Genomic DNA, 14747 nt, shown 5'->3' on the forward strand with positions numbered 1-14747 from the left:
TCCATGTTCAAGCGACCCGCCGCTCATTACGGCAAATCACCGCAACCCGAGACGCCCTATCAGCGCGCCACACAGGTTTGGGACGACCGAATCGGTTCCGCCCGCGTGCAGGCAAAGAACTGGCGGCTGATGGCCTTCGGTTCGCTCGCCTTGTCGGCGGGGCTCTCCGCCGCGCTGGTCTGGCAATCGACCAGCGGCTCGATCGTGCCTTGGGTGGTGCAGGTCGACAAGCTCGGACAGGCGCAGGCCGTGGCGGCGGCCGTCGCCGATTACCGGCCGACCGATCCGCAGATCGCGTTCCATCTCGCCCGCTTCATCGAGCAGGTTCGCTCGATCCCGGCCGACGCGATCATCGTCCGCCAAAACTGGCTGCGCGCTTACGACTTCACCACGCAGGCCGGCGCGCTGGCGCTGAACGACTATGCCCGCGCCAACGACCCCTTCACCAAGGTCGGCAAGCAGCAGATCGCGGTCGAGGTCTCCAGCGTGATCCGGGCCTCGCCCGACAGCTTTCGCGTCGCCTGGATCGAGCGCCGCTATCAGGACGGCTCGCTCGCCAGCACCGAACGCTGGTCCGCCATCCTGACGATCGCGCTCCAGACCCCGCGCGATGCGGAAAAACTCCGGGCCAATCCGCTCGGCATCTACGTCAACGCCATCAACTGGTCGAAGGAGCTTGGACAATGATCCGGCCGTCTTATCCGACCGCCGGACACCCGGCGGCACGCAATCCCGTCTTTCTGCCTTTCCGTAAATCCGCGTTGGCGGGTCTCCTGCTGTCGGCCACGGCGCTCGCCGGCTGCGCCACGACGACCCCGCCGCCCGACATCGCCTATGACGACGCCGCGCCCGCCATGCAGACGGTCGATCCGCCAGCGCCCGTCACCGTGGTCGAACTGCCGCGCCCGTTGCCGTTGCCCGGCCAGATGAAACCTGTCGAGGCCACGCGCCGCACGCCGGAGCCGGTCGACCCGACGGCCAGGGTCAATCAGGCGAACGCGCAGGCCCGCGTGCAGCCCGTCCGCGACGGCTTCATCAATTCGATGCAGGTCTATCCCTTCACGCAAGGGGCGCTTTATCAGGTCTATACCGCTGTTGGGCAGATCACCGACATCGCGCTTCAGCCGGGCGAAACGCTGGTAGGGTCCGGTCCGGTTGCCGCCGGCGACACGGTGCGCTGGATCATCGGCGACACCGAGAGCGGCACGGGCGCCGCTCGGCAGGTCCATATCCTCGTCAAACCGACGCGGGCCGAGCTGATGACCAATCTCGTCATCAACACCAATTTGCGCACCTACCATATGGAACTGCGCTCCACCGAGAAAACCTATATGGCTTCGGTGTCCTGGCAATATCCGCAGGACCAGCTCATCGCGCTGCGTCGCCAGAATGCGCAGGCCGAGGCCGCGCGGCCCGTCGCCTCCGGCGTCGATCTCGCCAACGTCAACTTCCGCTATGAGGTGTCGGGCGACCGCGCCCCGTGGAAACCGCTGCGCGCCTTCGACGACGGGCGGCAGGTGTTCATCGAGTTTCCGCGCGGAATCGGACAGGGAGAGATGCCGCCCCTGTTTGTCGTCGGGCCGGAGGGCGCGACCTCCGAGCTGGTGAACTACCGTGTGCGCGGCAACTACATGATCGTGGACCGGCTGTTCGCCGCTGCCGAACTGCGCTTCGGGGCGGACCGGAACCAGAAGCGCGTCCGCATCTCCCGCACTGATGGGAGGCCCGCGTCGTGAGCGACAACGATCCCGAGAAGGAAGATGGGCGGAAGCCCGATCCGGTAAAGGCGGACGACGACGCCCGGCCGCTGACCGGCGAACTGGCAGCCCCCATGCGGCTGCGTCCCGAGCCGCCGCGCGTGACCCGGCTGTCGCGCAAGGTGCTGGCGGGCTTGAGCCTCGCCGCCAGCATGGGCGTTGGCGGGGCGCTGATCTATGCGCTTCAGGTCGGCCACGGTGACGGCAAGAGCGAGGAACTCTATTCGAACGACAACCGGACGACGCCGGACGGGCTGAACGGCCTGCCGAAGGACTACACCGGCCCGGTGCTCGGCCCGCCGCTGCCCGGTGATCTCGGCCGCCCCATGCTCGACGCGCAGAATCGTGGTCAGCCCGTGACGCCGCCGGCGATGACGGCGCCGATGCCCGCCGGTCCCAGCCCGGAGGAACAGCGCCGCTTGCAGGAACTGGAGGCGGCGCGCCTCGCCAAGCTGTTCGCCCCGACCGAGACGCATATGGCGGCCCCGGCTCCCGCGACAGCATCCGCTGCACCGATGCCCGATCTCGTCGGCCTCGGCCTGACGCCGCAGCCGGCAACGCCCTCCGCGCAGGATCGCCAGCTCGCCTTCCTCAACCAGACGCCGGACAAGCGCACCGTCTCGACCGATCGTGTCGCCGCACCGGCATCTCCGAACGTCCTTCAGGCGGGCGCGGTGATCGCCGCCGCGCTCATCACCGGCATCCGCTCCGATCTGCCCGGCCAGATCACCGCGCAGGTGACGGAAAACATCTACGACAGCCCGACGGGAAAAATCCTGCTGATCCCGCAGGGCACCCGCGTCGTCGGCCAATACGACAACGGCGTCGGCTTTGGCCAGCGCCGCATCCTGCTGGTCTGGAACCGCCTGATTTTCCCGAACGGGCGCAGCATCGTTCTCGAACGCCAGCCCGGTGCCGACCCGCAAGGCTTCGCCGGGCTGGAGGATGGCGTCGATTACCATTGGGGAGAACTGTTCAAGGCCGCTGCCTTGTCCACGTTGCTGAGCATCGGCAGCCAGATGGGATCATCCGGCGACGAGAGCGAGATTGCCCGCGCGCTGCGTCAGGGCGCTTCCGACAGCGTGAGCCAGGTCGGACGGCAGGTGGTTGGTCGGCAGCTCGACATCGCGCCCACGCTCACCATCCGCCCCGGTTTCCCCGTCCGCGTGTTGGTGACGCGCGATCTCGTCCTTGAACCCTACGGAGCCACGCCATGAGCAAGCTCAAGCTCGGCCCGATCGCTGATGACAAGCCGGTCAAGGTCACGGTCGAACTGTCCGCCGCCTTACACCGCGATCTGACCGCCTATGCCGCGATCCTCGCCCGCGAGGCAGGGCAGCCCGCCACCGATCCCGTCCGCCTGATAGTCCCCATGCTGGAGCGGTTCATGGCAACGGATCGGGGCTTTGCGAAGGCGCGCCGGGCGATGACAAAGGACTGAATTGTCCTGCATAGCGCGGCCTTGCCATATCTCGCGCCATGCTGAGCAGTCGGCGACAGGCGGGATTGTCGTTCTGCGGCGACCATACCGCGCTAAAGGGCAGGATCTCATCGCGGATTGGCCGATAGACAACGCCAGGAAACTGTGCCGCGGTGGTCGCCTCGCTCGTGACGGTTAGCCCCCGGCCGATCGCGACTAACGTCATCAAATTATCCCGGCCAACGCACTGCGGCTGAATGTCCGGGTGACGCCCCAGATCAGCAAGACGTTGCACCAGATAGTCGTGGATTTCCGGGCCTGGAGCGGCATTGCTGACGATGAAGCGTTGGTCGGCTATGTCACCCCAACCGATGTCGTCAAGTCCCGCCAAAGCATGACCGTTTGGGAGAGCCAGGAAAACGCGCTCGCTCCAGAGGTGGGCTGTATCGCAACCATCCCATGACGAAGTGCCGGTGATGAATGCCACGTCGATTCGAAGTTGTCGCACCGACGCAACGTGCTCTTCGGGATTGCCGTCGATCAATTCAACCAGAACACTGGAATGCGCTTGGTCGTAAGAATTGAGCAAGTCGTGAAGGAAGCCAGAGGCGAGAGAGGAAAATATCCCGACCCTGATCCGCCCTTCCTCCACTCGTCCGATGGCCGCAATGTCAAGAGCGCCATCGCCTACGCTTTGCAGCGCAATTTGCGCTCGATGCAAGAAGCGCTCACCCGCTAAAGTCAGCGTGACGCCGGTTGTCAAACGATGGAAAAGCGAGGCCCCGAGACGGTCTTCAAGGTCACGAATACGGCGGCTTATTGCAGATTCTCCGATGCCGAGAGCGATACCAGCTTTGCGAAAGCTCCCATGTGTTGCTGCTGAAAGAAAGTACCGCAGATGACGAATTTCAATCGTCATATCGGCTCTCTGCTTCGGTAAGGTTCTCTATCGCTGTGATGACAGAGATCATGTCTTTGTCACCGAGACCTAACGCTTCGGCCTGTGTGTAAAGCATTAAGCAAACGTCCATTTGGGGAGAGGCGATAGACGTCTCCCGGGCGGACTTAATAATGAGGCGACTGTTTTTCAGAACGTCGGAGATGCCGGCCTGACGCTCGAAATCTCGACGTGCCGCCTTTGCGATCTTGATCCGCGACACGTCGCTCGCCATCGGACCGGCACCGAGAATGGCCTCGAAACATCCCAGATCAAGATTGTGGCGCCTGGCGAAATAGGTCGCCTCTGCGAGGCCGGTCACCATGGTGATGAGAAACACGTTTACCGCAAGCTTCATGCGCAAAGCGTTTGGCGCAGAGCCACAATCGAAGATTTGTCGGCAAACAGGGGCCAGTAGAGATCGAACCTCTATTCGGTCCTCGCTTTCACCCGCGAGCATCCCAATAAGCTGTCCTGTCTCCGCAGGAATGCGTGAACCAGAAACCGGCGCCTCTATATAGCGCCCGCCCGCCATTTGAACATCGTCTGCCAACGCAAGTGAGTACCCGGGACTCATTGTGCCCATCGTGACGATCCGGCGTCCGGCCACACGTTGGGTAAAATCGGGTAATCCGCGGCCAAGCACGGCGTCGGTGGCAGCCTCGTCGGCAAGCATCAAGATAACCGTCTCGGATCGTTCAAATACATCGGCAGGGCTGGGTGGCGCGATCGCGCCGAGCTCCACCAACGGCCCGCAACGCTCGGCAGAACGGTTCCACACGATCAGTTTCGTCCCCGCTCGGACGAGATTCAAAGCTATCGGCAATCCCATTGTGCCTAGCCCAATGAACCCGATCGACGTCGACTTATTCATCCTGTGTCTCCTGTTCTCTCAGGAGATTAATCCATCCCAACAAATCCGAAAATTTGATAAGATTGAATTGCTACTTCAAGGAATCGGGTAGATGGTACCACAGTTCGACATTGAAGCGCTGCGTACGATGATCGTGGGCACCGACCTCGGGAGTTTCGCGCGCGCCGCTCTACATCTCGGCAGATCGCAGTCAGCTGTCAGTATGCAGCTGAAGCGCCTCGAAGAGCAGGCAGGTCATGCCCTGTTCCACCGGCGCGGTCGCGGATTGGTGCCAACGGAAGCAGGCGACACTCTCCTCAGTTACGCCCGTCGGATCGTAGCCATGCATGATGAGGCAGCCATGGCGTTGGGTGCATCGGTGGCACCCCCAACCATCCGCCTGGGCCTGCCGCAGGATTTCTTCGAGGACGTTATGCCCAGTGCTCTCGCGACCTTCTCCCAGAAACGACCGAACGTGCATGTCGCGGTTCGTGCAGGCAGAAACTACGCGCTCGAAGACGAAGTAAAGTCCGGGCGGCTCGATCTTGCTCTCGCCTTCGCAGGCATGGATCGTCCGCGAACTGGGGACCTTCTGGCGACTATGCCGATGTCGTGGCTTTCCAAAGATGAAGACAGTGAACCTCTTCGCGATGTCTCTGGCTCTCTTCCGCTTGTGCTCTTTGATCATCCCTGCCTGTTCCGGCAGGCTGCACTTCGCTCGCTTGATGAGGCTGGCATCCGATGGCGCCTTTCCCTTACCACGCCCAGCTTACCCGGTGTTTGGGCGGCCTTACGGTTTGGATTGGGCGTCACCGTGCGCACAGCCCATGGCGTGCCGCCCGGAATACGCCGGCTGGACAATTGCTTGCCGGCACTGCCGCCACTTGAGTTGCGGATGTTGAAGCAGGACCATCTGCCAGAAGCCGCTCAGGATCTCGCGCGCCTCCTCAAGGCTACGATCGAAAATCTAGGCGTGGCTGGCCAACTGCCGACACGGTGATCCGCAACAACTTGGCCGCGTCATGTCGATTTCGATGAGCCTGAACCTGGCTGGCTTCCCTCTGGGTTCGGCCTTGGCCGGCATGGTAATCACGTCGCCCTTGTCCACAACGTTCGTTCTGGCGGGCATAGCCTCCATCGCTGCAGCTATCGCAACGATATCGATCCCGTCCGATACAAAATCCGTTGCTTGACTATGCACTTGGTCGGCCAGAAACGACGTTGGCGCTCAGCCGCGGCGCCGGTCATCAGCCCCGGAAATGCTCGAGACGGGCATACCTAACAGGTCGCGCTGAATGTTGCGCCTTGCCATGCTCCTCAATGAGCCTTATTATATCCATGATATACCCCTTTGTGGAATAATAAGGATGTTTTGGACGACATGTCTGAAGAGTTTTATACTGTCGATCAGGCGGCGGAGCGTTTGACCCTGCACCCGAAAACCGTGCTCCGGCTTATCCGCGAAGGACGCCTGAAAGGGACGAAGATCGGGAAATCCTATCGAATTCTACGATCCAACCTGGATACATTCGCCGGCGCGGGGCGGGCTCCACAGCAGCCGATCACGGCGCGAGTATCTTGTGTTGTCGATGTGCCGGATGTCTCCCCCGAGCTGTCGCGTCGCCTGACGGTAACCATTCAGGCGATGCTGCTCTCTCAGGAGCACAGCCCCGACCGCGTTCAATTCAATTCCGTCTATGATGCGGAGTTGCGGCATTTGAAGCTGATCATGATCGGCTCCGCATCCGATACCTCCGAACTCTTGAGAAGCCTGGACAGGCAACTGGAGGCGGTCAGATGACGACGGAGATATCGAATGTTTCCACACTCGACGCCGTGCTCGTCGATCAGTATCGGGACGTTCTTGGTCAATGGCCGGTTCCTGCCGATCACCTCTTGGTCGATACACGAGAGGGCACCACTTTTGTCATCGCCTGTGGCCCCAAGGATGCGCCCCCGCTCGTCCTCCTGCATGGAGCGCTGACCAATTCGGCGATCTGGATGTTCGATGCTGAACTCTGGTCGCAGTCGTTTCGTGTCTATGCCGTCGATGTGATCGGGGAGCCGGGACTGAGTTCGGGCCAACGTCCTTCCGTGGAAGGCGGTAGGTACGCGGCGTGGCTCGACGACGTGCTTGCCGGGCTGGATCTGGAAAGCGCCGCCTTTGTCGGCGTTTCTTTCGGAGGGTGGCTTGCTCTGGATTACGCCGTCCGCCGGCCGCATCGTGTCGATCGTCTCGCGTTGCTTTGTCCGGCAGGAATCGGCCGCCAGAAGTCGTTCTTCCTAAAAGCCTTGCCGCTTCTGCTGCTCGGGTCCTGGGGAAAGGCCAAGGTTCGCGCTATGGTCATGGGGCCGCAGCCGCAAGCGTTCGCCGACAGGGCGCGACCTTTGATGGATCTCGTCTCCAGCATCCATTCGAAAGTCCGCCCACGGTCGATTAGGATTCCGCTTGTCTCAGATGCAGATCTCAGCAGCCTGAAGATGCCGGTCCTCATCATTATTGGGGGACGGGATGCTCTCATCAATTCCAACGAAACCAGGCGCCGGGTGGAGAGCACTATGCCCAATGCCCAGCTCCATTATCTGGAACAGGCCTTTCATCACCTTCCCAATCAGCGGGAAACCATCTTCAATTTTCTTCGGGACAAGCAAATCGGACGCATTCCATGAGCGACGTCATTACAATGCTGGGCAATATACGAGTACTCTCCTGCGACGTGAATGGTCCGCGAATCTCTACAGAGGCCGACGTCAACAGTCTTGTCGGAGCCGCCTTTAGCGGAAGAGCCGGCCTAGTCGCATTGCCTGCAGCGCGACTAGGCCAAAATTTCTTCGATCTCCAAACGGGATTTGCGGGGCTGCTCGTCCAGAAATTCGTCAATTACCAACTGCGCCTGGCAGTCCTCGGCGATATCTCAGCCGCATGCGCGCGAAGCAGGGCCCTGAGAGACTTCGTGTACGAATCGAATAAAGGGGCGTCGTGCTTGTTTCTGAATGCCTTGGAAGACCTAAGCCAAAAGCTTCCCTAGCAGGCTGAACAAAATCGAGTCTTTACATCGCGACGGCTTTTGGCTATCAGCAACTCAGTTCACGAGCCCTTTCGCGGCTCGACAATTTTCCCCAGCGCCATGTTTTCAAAGTCGGTCGAAGTGACCTGCTGCTTGGTGTTCGGGTTATCTTCAAATGACAAATATAGATCTACGCGCCGATTGCACGCGGTGCGCTGCCTTGTGCTGTGTTGCTCTGGCTTTTGATAAATCGCGTCTATTCGCTATTAACAAGCCGAGTGGGCAACGATGCCCGAATTTGAATGAGTGCGGTCAGTGTTCAATCCACGCAAACCGCAGGCCTCAAGGCTATCAGGGATGCGTCGACTTTGATTGCTTCGGAGCAGGGCAGCGCGTAACCCAACAATTCTTCGATGGCCTTAATTGGATTGATCACCCGGCACTCACCGTGCCGATGTCGCAGACCTTTCTTACCCTTTTGCGCGCGCACGAATGCCTTGCGCTTCTTAAAGAAGCACGGCGGCTCGATATGTCATCGTCGGATCGAGAAACGGCATACGCCCTTCGCATTGCAATCGAACATGCCGGAATATCGGAGAAGAAAATCGATACCCTGCGACGTGAGACCTTTAAATTCTTGAAAACGCTTCGCATCTATTTCGAGACGGATCATTAGTTCGTGATAATTGATGGGTCATATCTTAGTGATAACACGGCCGGCATTCTGTCAAGAACAGGATAATGATGCTTCAGTACCCGCCCCAACAGGATCTCCGGCTCCATAATTATCCTGACTGGCGAGACCTTAACGTTTTGTCGGCTGTTGTAAATCTTCAGGGCTGAACGAGCCAGTGGCGCAAAGGCGGACAGCTTCGCCAACGTTCAATTATCGGGGGTGCTGCGGCGCCTCCTTCGGACCAAGTATTCGTCTGAATCGACGAGGATGGAATTGCGAGATACGATCGCAGCCGGGTCTTTCGAAAAGGTGCCGGCAGCCTTCGCCAAAGCGCGCGACTACATGGCATTAGCAACGATGCGCGCGACCTCCGACAAGATGGCTTCCTGTTGCGGAACGGTGCCGCGTGCCCTGCCAAGATAAGCTGCGACAACGATCGGAGGACGGTCAGGAGGGAAAAGCACACCGATATCATTCGTTGATATTCCATTCCAAGTGCCTGGTTTGTTGGCGATACGCCATCCCTCCGGCAAGCCTGCCCGCAGACGCAGTGCGGCGGCATCCCTAGACGCCATCATCCACGCGGTGAGACGACCGCGTGAGGAGGGGGACAGAACGGAACCTAGGATAATCTTCTGCAGTGTGCTAACCATCGCGCGCGGCGAAGTCGTGTCGTGCGTTTCTCCGGGCTTGACGATATTGAGAGCCAGTTCGGTCTTGTCGATACGGGTCGTGTGATCACCTATTGAGCGCAGATAGGCGGTCAATGCAGAAGGTCCGCCGAAGCTGGCCATCAGCAGATTTGCCGCGGTGCTGTCGCTGACAATTGCTGCCGCTTCGCAGAGCTGCTCGACTGTCATGCCGTCAGCAAGGTGCGGTTTAGTCGCCTTGAAAGGCATGACCAGATCTTTTTCGCCGAAGAAGACTCTTCGGTCCAGCTTCTCTTCTCCGCGATCAACGCGAGCGAGCGTGAACGCGATAGCCAGAGCCTTGAACGTGCTGCACAGAGCGAAGCGTTCATCGAGACGGTTCCCAAATATCTGACCGGTCGTGGTGTCTAGGACCGCAACGCCAAGATGACCACCACTGCGGATTTCGAGTTCCCGAAGCCGGTCTTCGACAATGCTTCGGCCGTCATCTGCGCGCGCGCCACGCCCGAACAAACAAGGTAATGCAATGAGTAGGGTCAGAAATGTAGTCCGTCGTGTGAACATCTGGGTCATTTTTTATTTACTTCAGCCTTATCTTCGAGCTGCTCTTTTTTGTGACCCATGCATCAGCTTCTGCATCGGGATTGATATTGCTTTTTAGTCCGATTTGTGACCAGGCGCCGGGCAGTCCCGAGGCTAGTCAGTATACTCACCTAGATTGCCTCCGCCTCTTGATGCACGTCGCGTGTCAGTGATCTGCCAGGACGTGACTTCAAAGAACTTGAGGTTATGAGATATGAAAGCTGCGGTCATTCACCGCACTTCAAGTGGATGAGAGGGCAGCTTGGGAAGAGCCATTAGAAGTTTCCAATAATGCTGGCTGGCGACCGAGGCAGATGGACGCTACAGCCGTGATTGAGAAAAGCCATCTGCGGGGCGACGACGGCTACGCTGCTCGTTACTTTCCGACTTTCGGTCTTCTGGATCAAGTTCGGGACGACACTTCGAGAGCATCGTCACCACTGCCGATACTGAATGCTATTTCCTGCCCGAACGACAATTCAAGCGTGTTGCCATCCGGGTCAGAGATATACGTCCATGCGTCTCTTGCCTGCAAGGAACGCCTGTCGCTCCGCCTCTGCGATAAGACGGGGGCCGATACCTTTTCCAGCGCTGTCCGGATCACCGGCGACACTGAAAATAAGGTGATGGTCGTCACTGGGTTCTACAGCAATCAGGCCGAGCACATGCTCGCCATGGCAAGCCAGCAAAACTTCGCCTCGTTTGATGCGAGGCCCATGATCATCCGTCATCGGCTGGGCTGGGTAGCCCAAGGCCGGAAGCCAGGCAGCATACGCCCTTTGTGTGATCGAATGAACCGTGGCCAAATCCTCCGATCTCGCCGCTCTGATCCTGATCATCCGTCTCCCCTCCCGACAACTGTGCAATCCACCCAAGCGAAGCATGCGATGCAAGAGCTCCGCCTAGTGCCGCGCGACACTCGCCTCAATAAGTGGACGGCTTGTTTTCCGATCGCCATTTCAATTCGGCTGGCGTGCCGGGATGGGGCGGTTTCAGGCCGTTGATCATCCACAGGTCGAAGGGTGTGTCGTCGATATGGAGTTCCCAACGATAGCCGCGCCCGGCGACATAGGGTTCCAGTACGCGTGCACAGCCGCGAAGGAACTGCTGTTGCATTTCGGGATCGTCGATCGAGCGCGCGATATGATCGATCGTGACGCGGACAAAATCGTTCGCCACTTCGCCGCCGATGAAAAGGCCGCCCTTCGGGATCGAATGGAAAAAGACATTCACATAGAATCTCGGAAGGAAACTCTCGTAGATCGCCGTGATTTTCGCAGCCAGTTCCTGTTTGTCGGATTGAGAAAAAGCAGCTTCAGGATGGTAGATTTGCCACATTGGCATAATGGTTCTCCTTGAATAAATTGGGTTATTCCATAATAGCCGACTGGCTGGCGTAGCGTTGCGCCGGCAGTCCCGTTTGCAGGAGGCCATGCACCAATTGCTTGCGGGCAGCCTCGAATGCGTCCCAACGATCTGAATCGTGCAGGGTCGGGAACGTCACAGTCTCGCCACGGTCGAGACCTGCTAAGGCCGTATCGACAAGCATGTCCGCCGACATGAACAAACCGGCCGGGAAGGGTGGCGGGGCCTCGCCAAAAAACTCCGAATACACAGGGCCGGGCATGACGACCTGAACTGTTACGCCATGGCCTTCCGCCTCGGCCTGAAGTGCCCGAGAGAAATCGAACACATAAGCCTTCGAGCCGCTGTACGCCCCAGCACCTGGCACGGCCATGACTGCCACAATCGATCCGATATTGATGATCGTTCCTGCTCCGACTGCGGTAAAGCGTCGGGACGCCGCCAGCGACAGCCTTGTCAATGCGATAACATTAACCTTTAGCATCGCCTCGACCGCTGACGGATTGATGCTTGTCGCCGGACCCAATGCGCCGGTCCCCGCAACATTGGCGATCAAGCTGAGATCAGATGTCGCCTCAACGATCCCCTCGATGCGGCGAAGATCGCTCTCGCACGCGAGATCTGCGGCTACGACCCGCACCTGCCGTCCAAGAGAGCTCGCGATTTCCTTGGCGAGAGCCTCCAGCCGGTCGGCGCGACGCGCAACCAGAACCAGATCGAAACCGCGTCGGGCAAGGCGATCGGCATAGGCCGCGCCGATCCCCGACGATGCGCCCGTTACGATAGCTGTCCTGCGTTCTACCCCATGATTCTGGTGCATCGGCAATCTCCTTCTTCACGAAGGTCATGTAACTCTCATAATAAGAGTTGGTCAAGCTCTTATCATCAGAGTAGAAATCTGCTATCAAGGGGGCCGAGAAAAAGAGCGGAGACGAGAGAAGGCGATGCGCTCCAAAGGGTTTGAAGGGATGGTGTGCCCCATTGCCGCCGTGATGGGAGCGATCGGAGATCGCTGGGGCATGCTCATCATGCGCGATCTGCTGCTCGGCATTCGCCGGTACGACGATCTGCGCCAATCGAGCGGTGTTACAAACGCGACCTTGTCCGATCGCCTGAAATCCCTGGAGGAAAACGGGCTCGTCGAACGACGGCAGTATCAGACGCGACCCGATCGGTTTGAATATCAGCCGACGGCAAGAGGTCGCGATCTCAGCCTCCTCATGCAGGCCTTGGTCCAGATTGGGGATCAGTGGGAAATGCCCGGATTTCAAGGGGCGCCTCTAGAGTTCATCGACAGGCGGACGGGCCATGGCGTCAAACTGATGACGGTCGATGAGGAAACCCACGAGGCGCTTGATGCGGCACATCTCGGCACGCGCCCAGGTCCCGGTGCCGACGCATTGATGACATGGCGGCTCTCGCGGCGCGTCAGTGGGGTGGGCGAGGGCGCAGACAACAATAAGCAGGCATGATCAACATCTATCTGCTGGACCGAGAGCGCCACTCGTCGGCTAAAAGACCATAAATCAGAGAATCGCGAACGCCGATATGCGTCTGCCATTCGGCCCGCAGATGCCCCTCCAGTTTAAAGCCCAGCGCCGTGAGCAGCGCGATTGAGGGTTGGTTGTCCGGATCGGTATCGGCGAAAATCCGCCGTTGGCCCTCGGCGAACAATTGGTCAATTAACATGGCGACGGCCTCGCGCGCATATCCATGCCCCTGTGCTTCGCGTGCAAGCAGATAGCCGATCTCGCAAACGCCTTCGCGTTTCTGGCCAGCAGCGACGAAGCCAACGACAAGTTCGTCACCTGTCCGTGCAATTACCCACGAGCGCCAGCTCGATTGATCGTCACTGGCGAAATACTCCCGCAGATCCCCGATATCTTCAAAGGGCGCGCGAGACCACCACCGCATAATGTCTGCATCGGCCATCGTCGAAAACAAGGCTTCCGCGTCGGAAGGATCGCGTGCGCGCAATATCAGGCGGTGCGGCCTTGACGTGTCGTCAGCTAAAGTCCGTGTTGCTTTTAGGAACGCCATTCTCTTTTCCTTTTTCACTTCAGCGGAAGTGAGTGCATATGTGGTCAGCGAATGCACGCACTCTTGGCACCATGTCCGCTCGATTTGGAAACGTTAGATTGAGCCGCGTCGGGCGGAGCCCCGCGTGCGGGAGGAGAGGTTCTGCACTGCCAGTCATAACTGCATCCTGGCACAAGCCTTGCGGCAACACAGCAACACCAAAGCCGTTCAACATCAGATCCCGGGCCAAGGCATGGCTATCGACCTCGATCGCACCGGCAGGTAGGGAAACACCACCAAGCACATGCTTTTCCAGATATCCGCGCAAGACTGGTTGCGGGGAGATGAAATCCTCCACCTCGCTGATATTTTCCGGCCGCCCCTTTCGCTTCAGCCACGATGTGCTCGCATAGAAAGCCCATTCGATGTCGAGTAAGCGTCGTTCGATTGCAGTCTGGGCAGGGTTCGCGCCGACTCTGACCGCAATGTCGATGTTGTCCTCGACAAGGTCCATCACGGCATTTGTCGACATAATCTGGAAGCGGACTGCCGCGTGGGTCTGCGTGAAGCTGGTGATTGCGCTCGCCAGCAACGCGGTGGGAAAATCCGCCGGGACGGTCAGCCTGATCAGACCGCCCAATACGCCATCTCCCGCTTGCAGGTCATCAAGCGCCCGGACGAGAAGATCTACTGGACCCGACGCCTTGTCATAGAGGCGCTGCCCCTCGTCCGTCAGGGCAAAGGAACGGGTCGAGCGCTTGAGCAACCGAACCCCTAACGCTTCTTCGAGCACCCTGACCTGAAGGCTTACCGTCGAACGCGGCATGCCCGTGTACCGCGCCGCCGCGGTAAACCCGCCAGCACGAACCACTTCGACAAAGCTTTGGATCGGATCAAGTTTCATCATTGTTCAGAATAATAGATGATGATGGCAGAACTTGCCAGGTAATGGTGCTTACTCTGATGAGGTACAGTCGGTCCGGATAGTAAGGAGACCACATCATGGACATCACCCCTCATCCTGCTGCGCCTGCAAGCGGCGTACTCTCCTCCCACGCCACCGTCCGCTTCTCGGGCATCGATGCCGAAATCCTGCTCGGTGGCGAAGCTGCACCCATGACCGTCATGGCAATGACGGTACAACCGGATCAGGGCGCGCCGGCGCACATCTCGTTTGAGGAGGACAAGGTCTTCTGCATCAGCGAAGGGCGGTTGCGGTTCCTGATCGACGTGCAAAAGATTGAAGTAAAGGCGGGAGATCGGCTGTTCGTTGCCAAAGGCGTCACCCATGGCTTTTCCGCGATGGGAGGCGTGGCGCGCTTGATGTTGGTATCGACACCCTCACGCCATGACCGCTTTTTCCAGGCCATGGATGCTCTGCCGGTTCCGCATGACCTCAACGACGTCCAGTCCGTCTGCGAAACGTTTGGCCAGGCCATTGTTGGCCCGGTTGTGTCCTCGTAAAGTCTACTGGCACAGG

18 protein-coding genes are annotated in these 14747 nt (G+C 59.3%); 10 read left to right on the forward strand and 8 right to left on the reverse strand.

The features are described 5' to 3' along the window. Positions 1-3 precede the first annotated feature (3 nt). The 4 genes from trbF to AA0535_RS07995 are packed head-to-tail and all read left to right on the forward strand — an operon-like array spanning position 4 to position 3198. A complete protein-coding gene (gene trbF / locus AA0535_RS07980; RefSeq protein ID WP_264815428.1) occupies positions 4-687 on the forward strand; it encodes a conjugal transfer protein TrbF in 684 nt (227 codons plus the stop codon). Then, positions 684-1736: a P-type conjugative transfer protein TrbG gene (gene trbG / locus AA0535_RS07985; RefSeq protein ID WP_264815429.1), complete on the forward strand. Its 1053-nt coding sequence runs from the start codon at positions 684-686 to the stop codon at positions 1734-1736. Before trbF ends, trbG begins: the two co-directional genes overlap by 4 nt. After that, positions 1733-2974: a TrbI/VirB10 family protein gene (locus tag AA0535_RS07990; RefSeq protein WP_373319297.1), complete on the forward strand. Its 1242-nt coding sequence runs from the start codon at positions 1733-1735 to the stop codon at positions 2972-2974. The genes trbG and AA0535_RS07990 overlap by 4 nt, the downstream gene beginning before the upstream one ends. Next, the gene (locus tag AA0535_RS07995) at positions 2971-3198 is read left to right on the forward strand and encodes a DUF2274 domain-containing protein (protein WP_264815430.1); all 228 of its coding nucleotides are present in this window, start codon (positions 2971-2973) and stop codon (positions 3196-3198) included. The genes AA0535_RS07990 and AA0535_RS07995 overlap by 4 nt, the downstream gene beginning before the upstream one ends. On the opposite strand, the gene AA0535_RS08000 is transcribed toward AA0535_RS07995, so the two are convergent. Both AA0535_RS08000 and AA0535_RS08005 read right to left on the reverse strand, forming a co-directional pair. Beyond that, the gene (locus tag AA0535_RS08000; RefSeq protein WP_264815431.1) at positions 3143-4096 is read right to left on the reverse strand and encodes a LysR family transcriptional regulator; all 954 of its coding nucleotides are present in this window, start codon (positions 4094-4096) and stop codon (positions 3143-3145) included. The genes AA0535_RS07995 and AA0535_RS08000 overlap by 56 nt on opposite strands. Then, positions 4086-4988 (reverse strand): NAD(P)-dependent oxidoreductase, encoded by a 903-nt coding sequence (locus AA0535_RS08005; protein ID WP_264815432.1) that lies wholly within the window; start codon positions 4986-4988, stop codon positions 4086-4088. The genes AA0535_RS08000 and AA0535_RS08005 overlap by 11 nt, the downstream gene beginning before the upstream one ends. 91 nt (positions 4989-5079) lie before the next feature. Here AA0535_RS08005 and AA0535_RS08010 point away from each other — a divergent pair, with 91 nt between their 5' ends. The 4 genes from AA0535_RS08010 to AA0535_RS08025 all read left to right on the forward strand — a co-directional run bounded on the left by AA0535_RS08010 (position 5080) and on the right by AA0535_RS08025 (position 7996). Next, positions 5080-5967: a LysR substrate-binding domain-containing protein gene (locus AA0535_RS08010; protein WP_264815433.1), complete on the forward strand. Its 888-nt coding sequence runs from the start codon at positions 5080-5082 to the stop codon at positions 5965-5967. 381 nt (positions 5968-6348) lie between these two features. Continuing rightward, on the forward strand, positions 6349-6768 hold the full coding sequence (locus AA0535_RS08015) for a helix-turn-helix domain-containing protein (protein ID WP_264815435.1): 420 nt from the start codon (positions 6349-6351) through the stop codon (positions 6766-6768). Then, positions 6765-7637: an alpha/beta fold hydrolase gene (locus tag AA0535_RS08020; protein WP_264815436.1), complete on the forward strand. Its 873-nt coding sequence runs from the start codon at positions 6765-6767 to the stop codon at positions 7635-7637. The genes AA0535_RS08015 and AA0535_RS08020 overlap by 4 nt, the downstream gene beginning before the upstream one ends. 14 nt (positions 7638-7651) lie before the next feature. Continuing rightward, positions 7652-7996: a DUF4180 domain-containing protein gene (locus AA0535_RS08025; RefSeq protein ID WP_264815586.1), complete on the forward strand. Its 345-nt coding sequence runs from the start codon at positions 7652-7654 to the stop codon at positions 7994-7996. 993 nt (positions 7997-8989) lie between these two features. Here AA0535_RS08025 and bla read toward each other — a convergent pair. The 4 genes from bla to AA0535_RS08045 form a co-directional block, all read right to left on the reverse strand. Then, a complete protein-coding gene (gene bla, locus AA0535_RS08030) occupies positions 8990-9874 on the reverse strand; it encodes a class A beta-lactamase (RefSeq protein WP_264815437.1) in 885 nt (294 codons plus the stop codon). A gap of 509 nt (positions 9875-10383) precedes the next feature. After that, a complete protein-coding gene (locus AA0535_RS08035; RefSeq protein ID WP_264815438.1) occupies positions 10384-10722 on the reverse strand; it encodes a GNAT family N-acetyltransferase in 339 nt (112 codons plus the stop codon). A gap of 85 nt (positions 10723-10807) precedes the next feature. After that, positions 10808-11227 carry a tautomerase family protein gene (locus AA0535_RS08040; RefSeq protein ID WP_264815439.1) on the reverse strand — a complete coding sequence of 140 codons (420 nt, stop codon included), beginning with the start codon at positions 11225-11227 and terminating at the stop codon, positions 10808-10810. A 25-nt stretch (positions 11228-11252) separates the two neighbouring features. Continuing rightward, positions 11253-12068: an SDR family NAD(P)-dependent oxidoreductase gene (locus tag AA0535_RS08045; protein ID WP_264815441.1), complete on the reverse strand. Its 816-nt coding sequence runs from the start codon at positions 12066-12068 to the stop codon at positions 11253-11255. Between the two features lie 148 nt (positions 12069-12216). On the opposite strand from AA0535_RS08045, the gene AA0535_RS08050 reads away from it, so the two are divergent. Next, a complete protein-coding gene (locus AA0535_RS08050) occupies positions 12217-12720 on the forward strand; it encodes a winged helix-turn-helix transcriptional regulator (protein WP_264815443.1) in 504 nt (167 codons plus the stop codon). Positions 12721-12727: 7 nt separating this feature from the next. Here AA0535_RS08050 and AA0535_RS08055 read toward each other — a convergent pair whose 3' ends face one another. Further along, positions 12728-13345: a GNAT family N-acetyltransferase gene (locus AA0535_RS08055; RefSeq protein ID WP_264815444.1), complete on the reverse strand. Its 618-nt coding sequence runs from the start codon at positions 13343-13345 to the stop codon at positions 12728-12730. Next, on the reverse strand, positions 13308-14174 hold the full coding sequence (locus AA0535_RS08060; RefSeq protein WP_264815445.1) for a LysR family transcriptional regulator: 867 nt from the start codon (positions 14172-14174) through the stop codon (positions 13308-13310). Before AA0535_RS08060 ends, AA0535_RS08055 begins: the two co-directional genes overlap by 38 nt. 95 nt (positions 14175-14269) lie before the next feature. Between AA0535_RS08060 and AA0535_RS08065 the strand changes: the two genes are divergently transcribed. Beyond that, positions 14270-14731, forward strand: coding sequence for a cupin domain-containing protein (locus AA0535_RS08065; RefSeq protein ID WP_264815446.1), 462 nt, complete (start codon positions 14270-14272; stop codon positions 14729-14731). The last annotated feature ends 16 nt before the right edge of the window (positions 14732-14747 follow it).

This window comes from Asaia krungthepensis NRIC 0535 (assembly GCF_025995175.1).
In the GTDB taxonomy this organism is placed as follows: Bacteria; Pseudomonadota; Alphaproteobacteria; order Acetobacterales; family Acetobacteraceae; genus Asaia; species Asaia krungthepensis.

Coding starts and splice junctions, on each gene's coding strand:
- trbF (WP_264815428.1), top strand. CDS start 4: ATGTTCAAGCGACCCGCCGCTCATTACGGCAAATCACCGCAACCCGAG.
- trbG (WP_264815429.1), top strand. CDS start 684: ATGATCCGGCCGTCTTATCCGACCGCCGGACACCCGGCGGCACGCAAT.
- AA0535_RS07995 (WP_264815430.1), top strand. CDS start 2,971: ATGAGCAAGCTCAAGCTCGGCCCGATCGCTGATGACAAGCCGGTCAAG.
- AA0535_RS08000 (WP_264815431.1), bottom strand. CDS start 4,096: ATGACGATTGAAATTCGTCATCTGCGGTACTTTCTTTCAGCAGCAACA.
- AA0535_RS08005 (WP_264815432.1), bottom strand. CDS start 4,988: ATGAATAAGTCGACGTCGATCGGGTTCATTGGGCTAGGCACAATGGGA.
- AA0535_RS08010 (WP_264815433.1), top strand. CDS start 5,080: ATGGTACCACAGTTCGACATTGAAGCGCTGCGTACGATGATCGTGGGC.
- AA0535_RS08015 (WP_264815435.1), top strand. CDS start 6,349: ATGTCTGAAGAGTTTTATACTGTCGATCAGGCGGCGGAGCGTTTGACC.
- AA0535_RS08020 (WP_264815436.1), top strand. CDS start 6,765: ATGACGACGGAGATATCGAATGTTTCCACACTCGACGCCGTGCTCGTC.
- AA0535_RS08025 (WP_264815586.1), top strand. CDS start 7,652: ATGCTGGGCAATATACGAGTACTCTCCTGCGACGTGAATGGTCCGCGA.
- bla (WP_264815437.1), bottom strand. CDS start 9,874: ATGACCCAGATGTTCACACGACGGACTACATTTCTGACCCTACTCATT.
- AA0535_RS08035 (WP_264815438.1), bottom strand. CDS start 10,722: ATGATCAGGATCAGAGCGGCGAGATCGGAGGATTTGGCCACGGTTCAT.
- AA0535_RS08040 (WP_264815439.1), bottom strand. CDS start 11,227: ATGCCAATGTGGCAAATCTACCATCCTGAAGCTGCTTTTTCTCAATCC.
- AA0535_RS08045 (WP_264815441.1), bottom strand. CDS start 12,068: ATGCACCAGAATCATGGGGTAGAACGCAGGACAGCTATCGTAACGGGC.
- AA0535_RS08050 (WP_264815443.1), top strand. CDS start 12,217: ATGGTGTGCCCCATTGCCGCCGTGATGGGAGCGATCGGAGATCGCTGG.
- AA0535_RS08060 (WP_264815445.1), bottom strand. CDS start 14,174: ATGATGAAACTTGATCCGATCCAAAGCTTTGTCGAAGTGGTTCGTGCT.
- AA0535_RS08065 (WP_264815446.1), top strand. CDS start 14,270: ATGGACATCACCCCTCATCCTGCTGCGCCTGCAAGCGGCGTACTCTCC.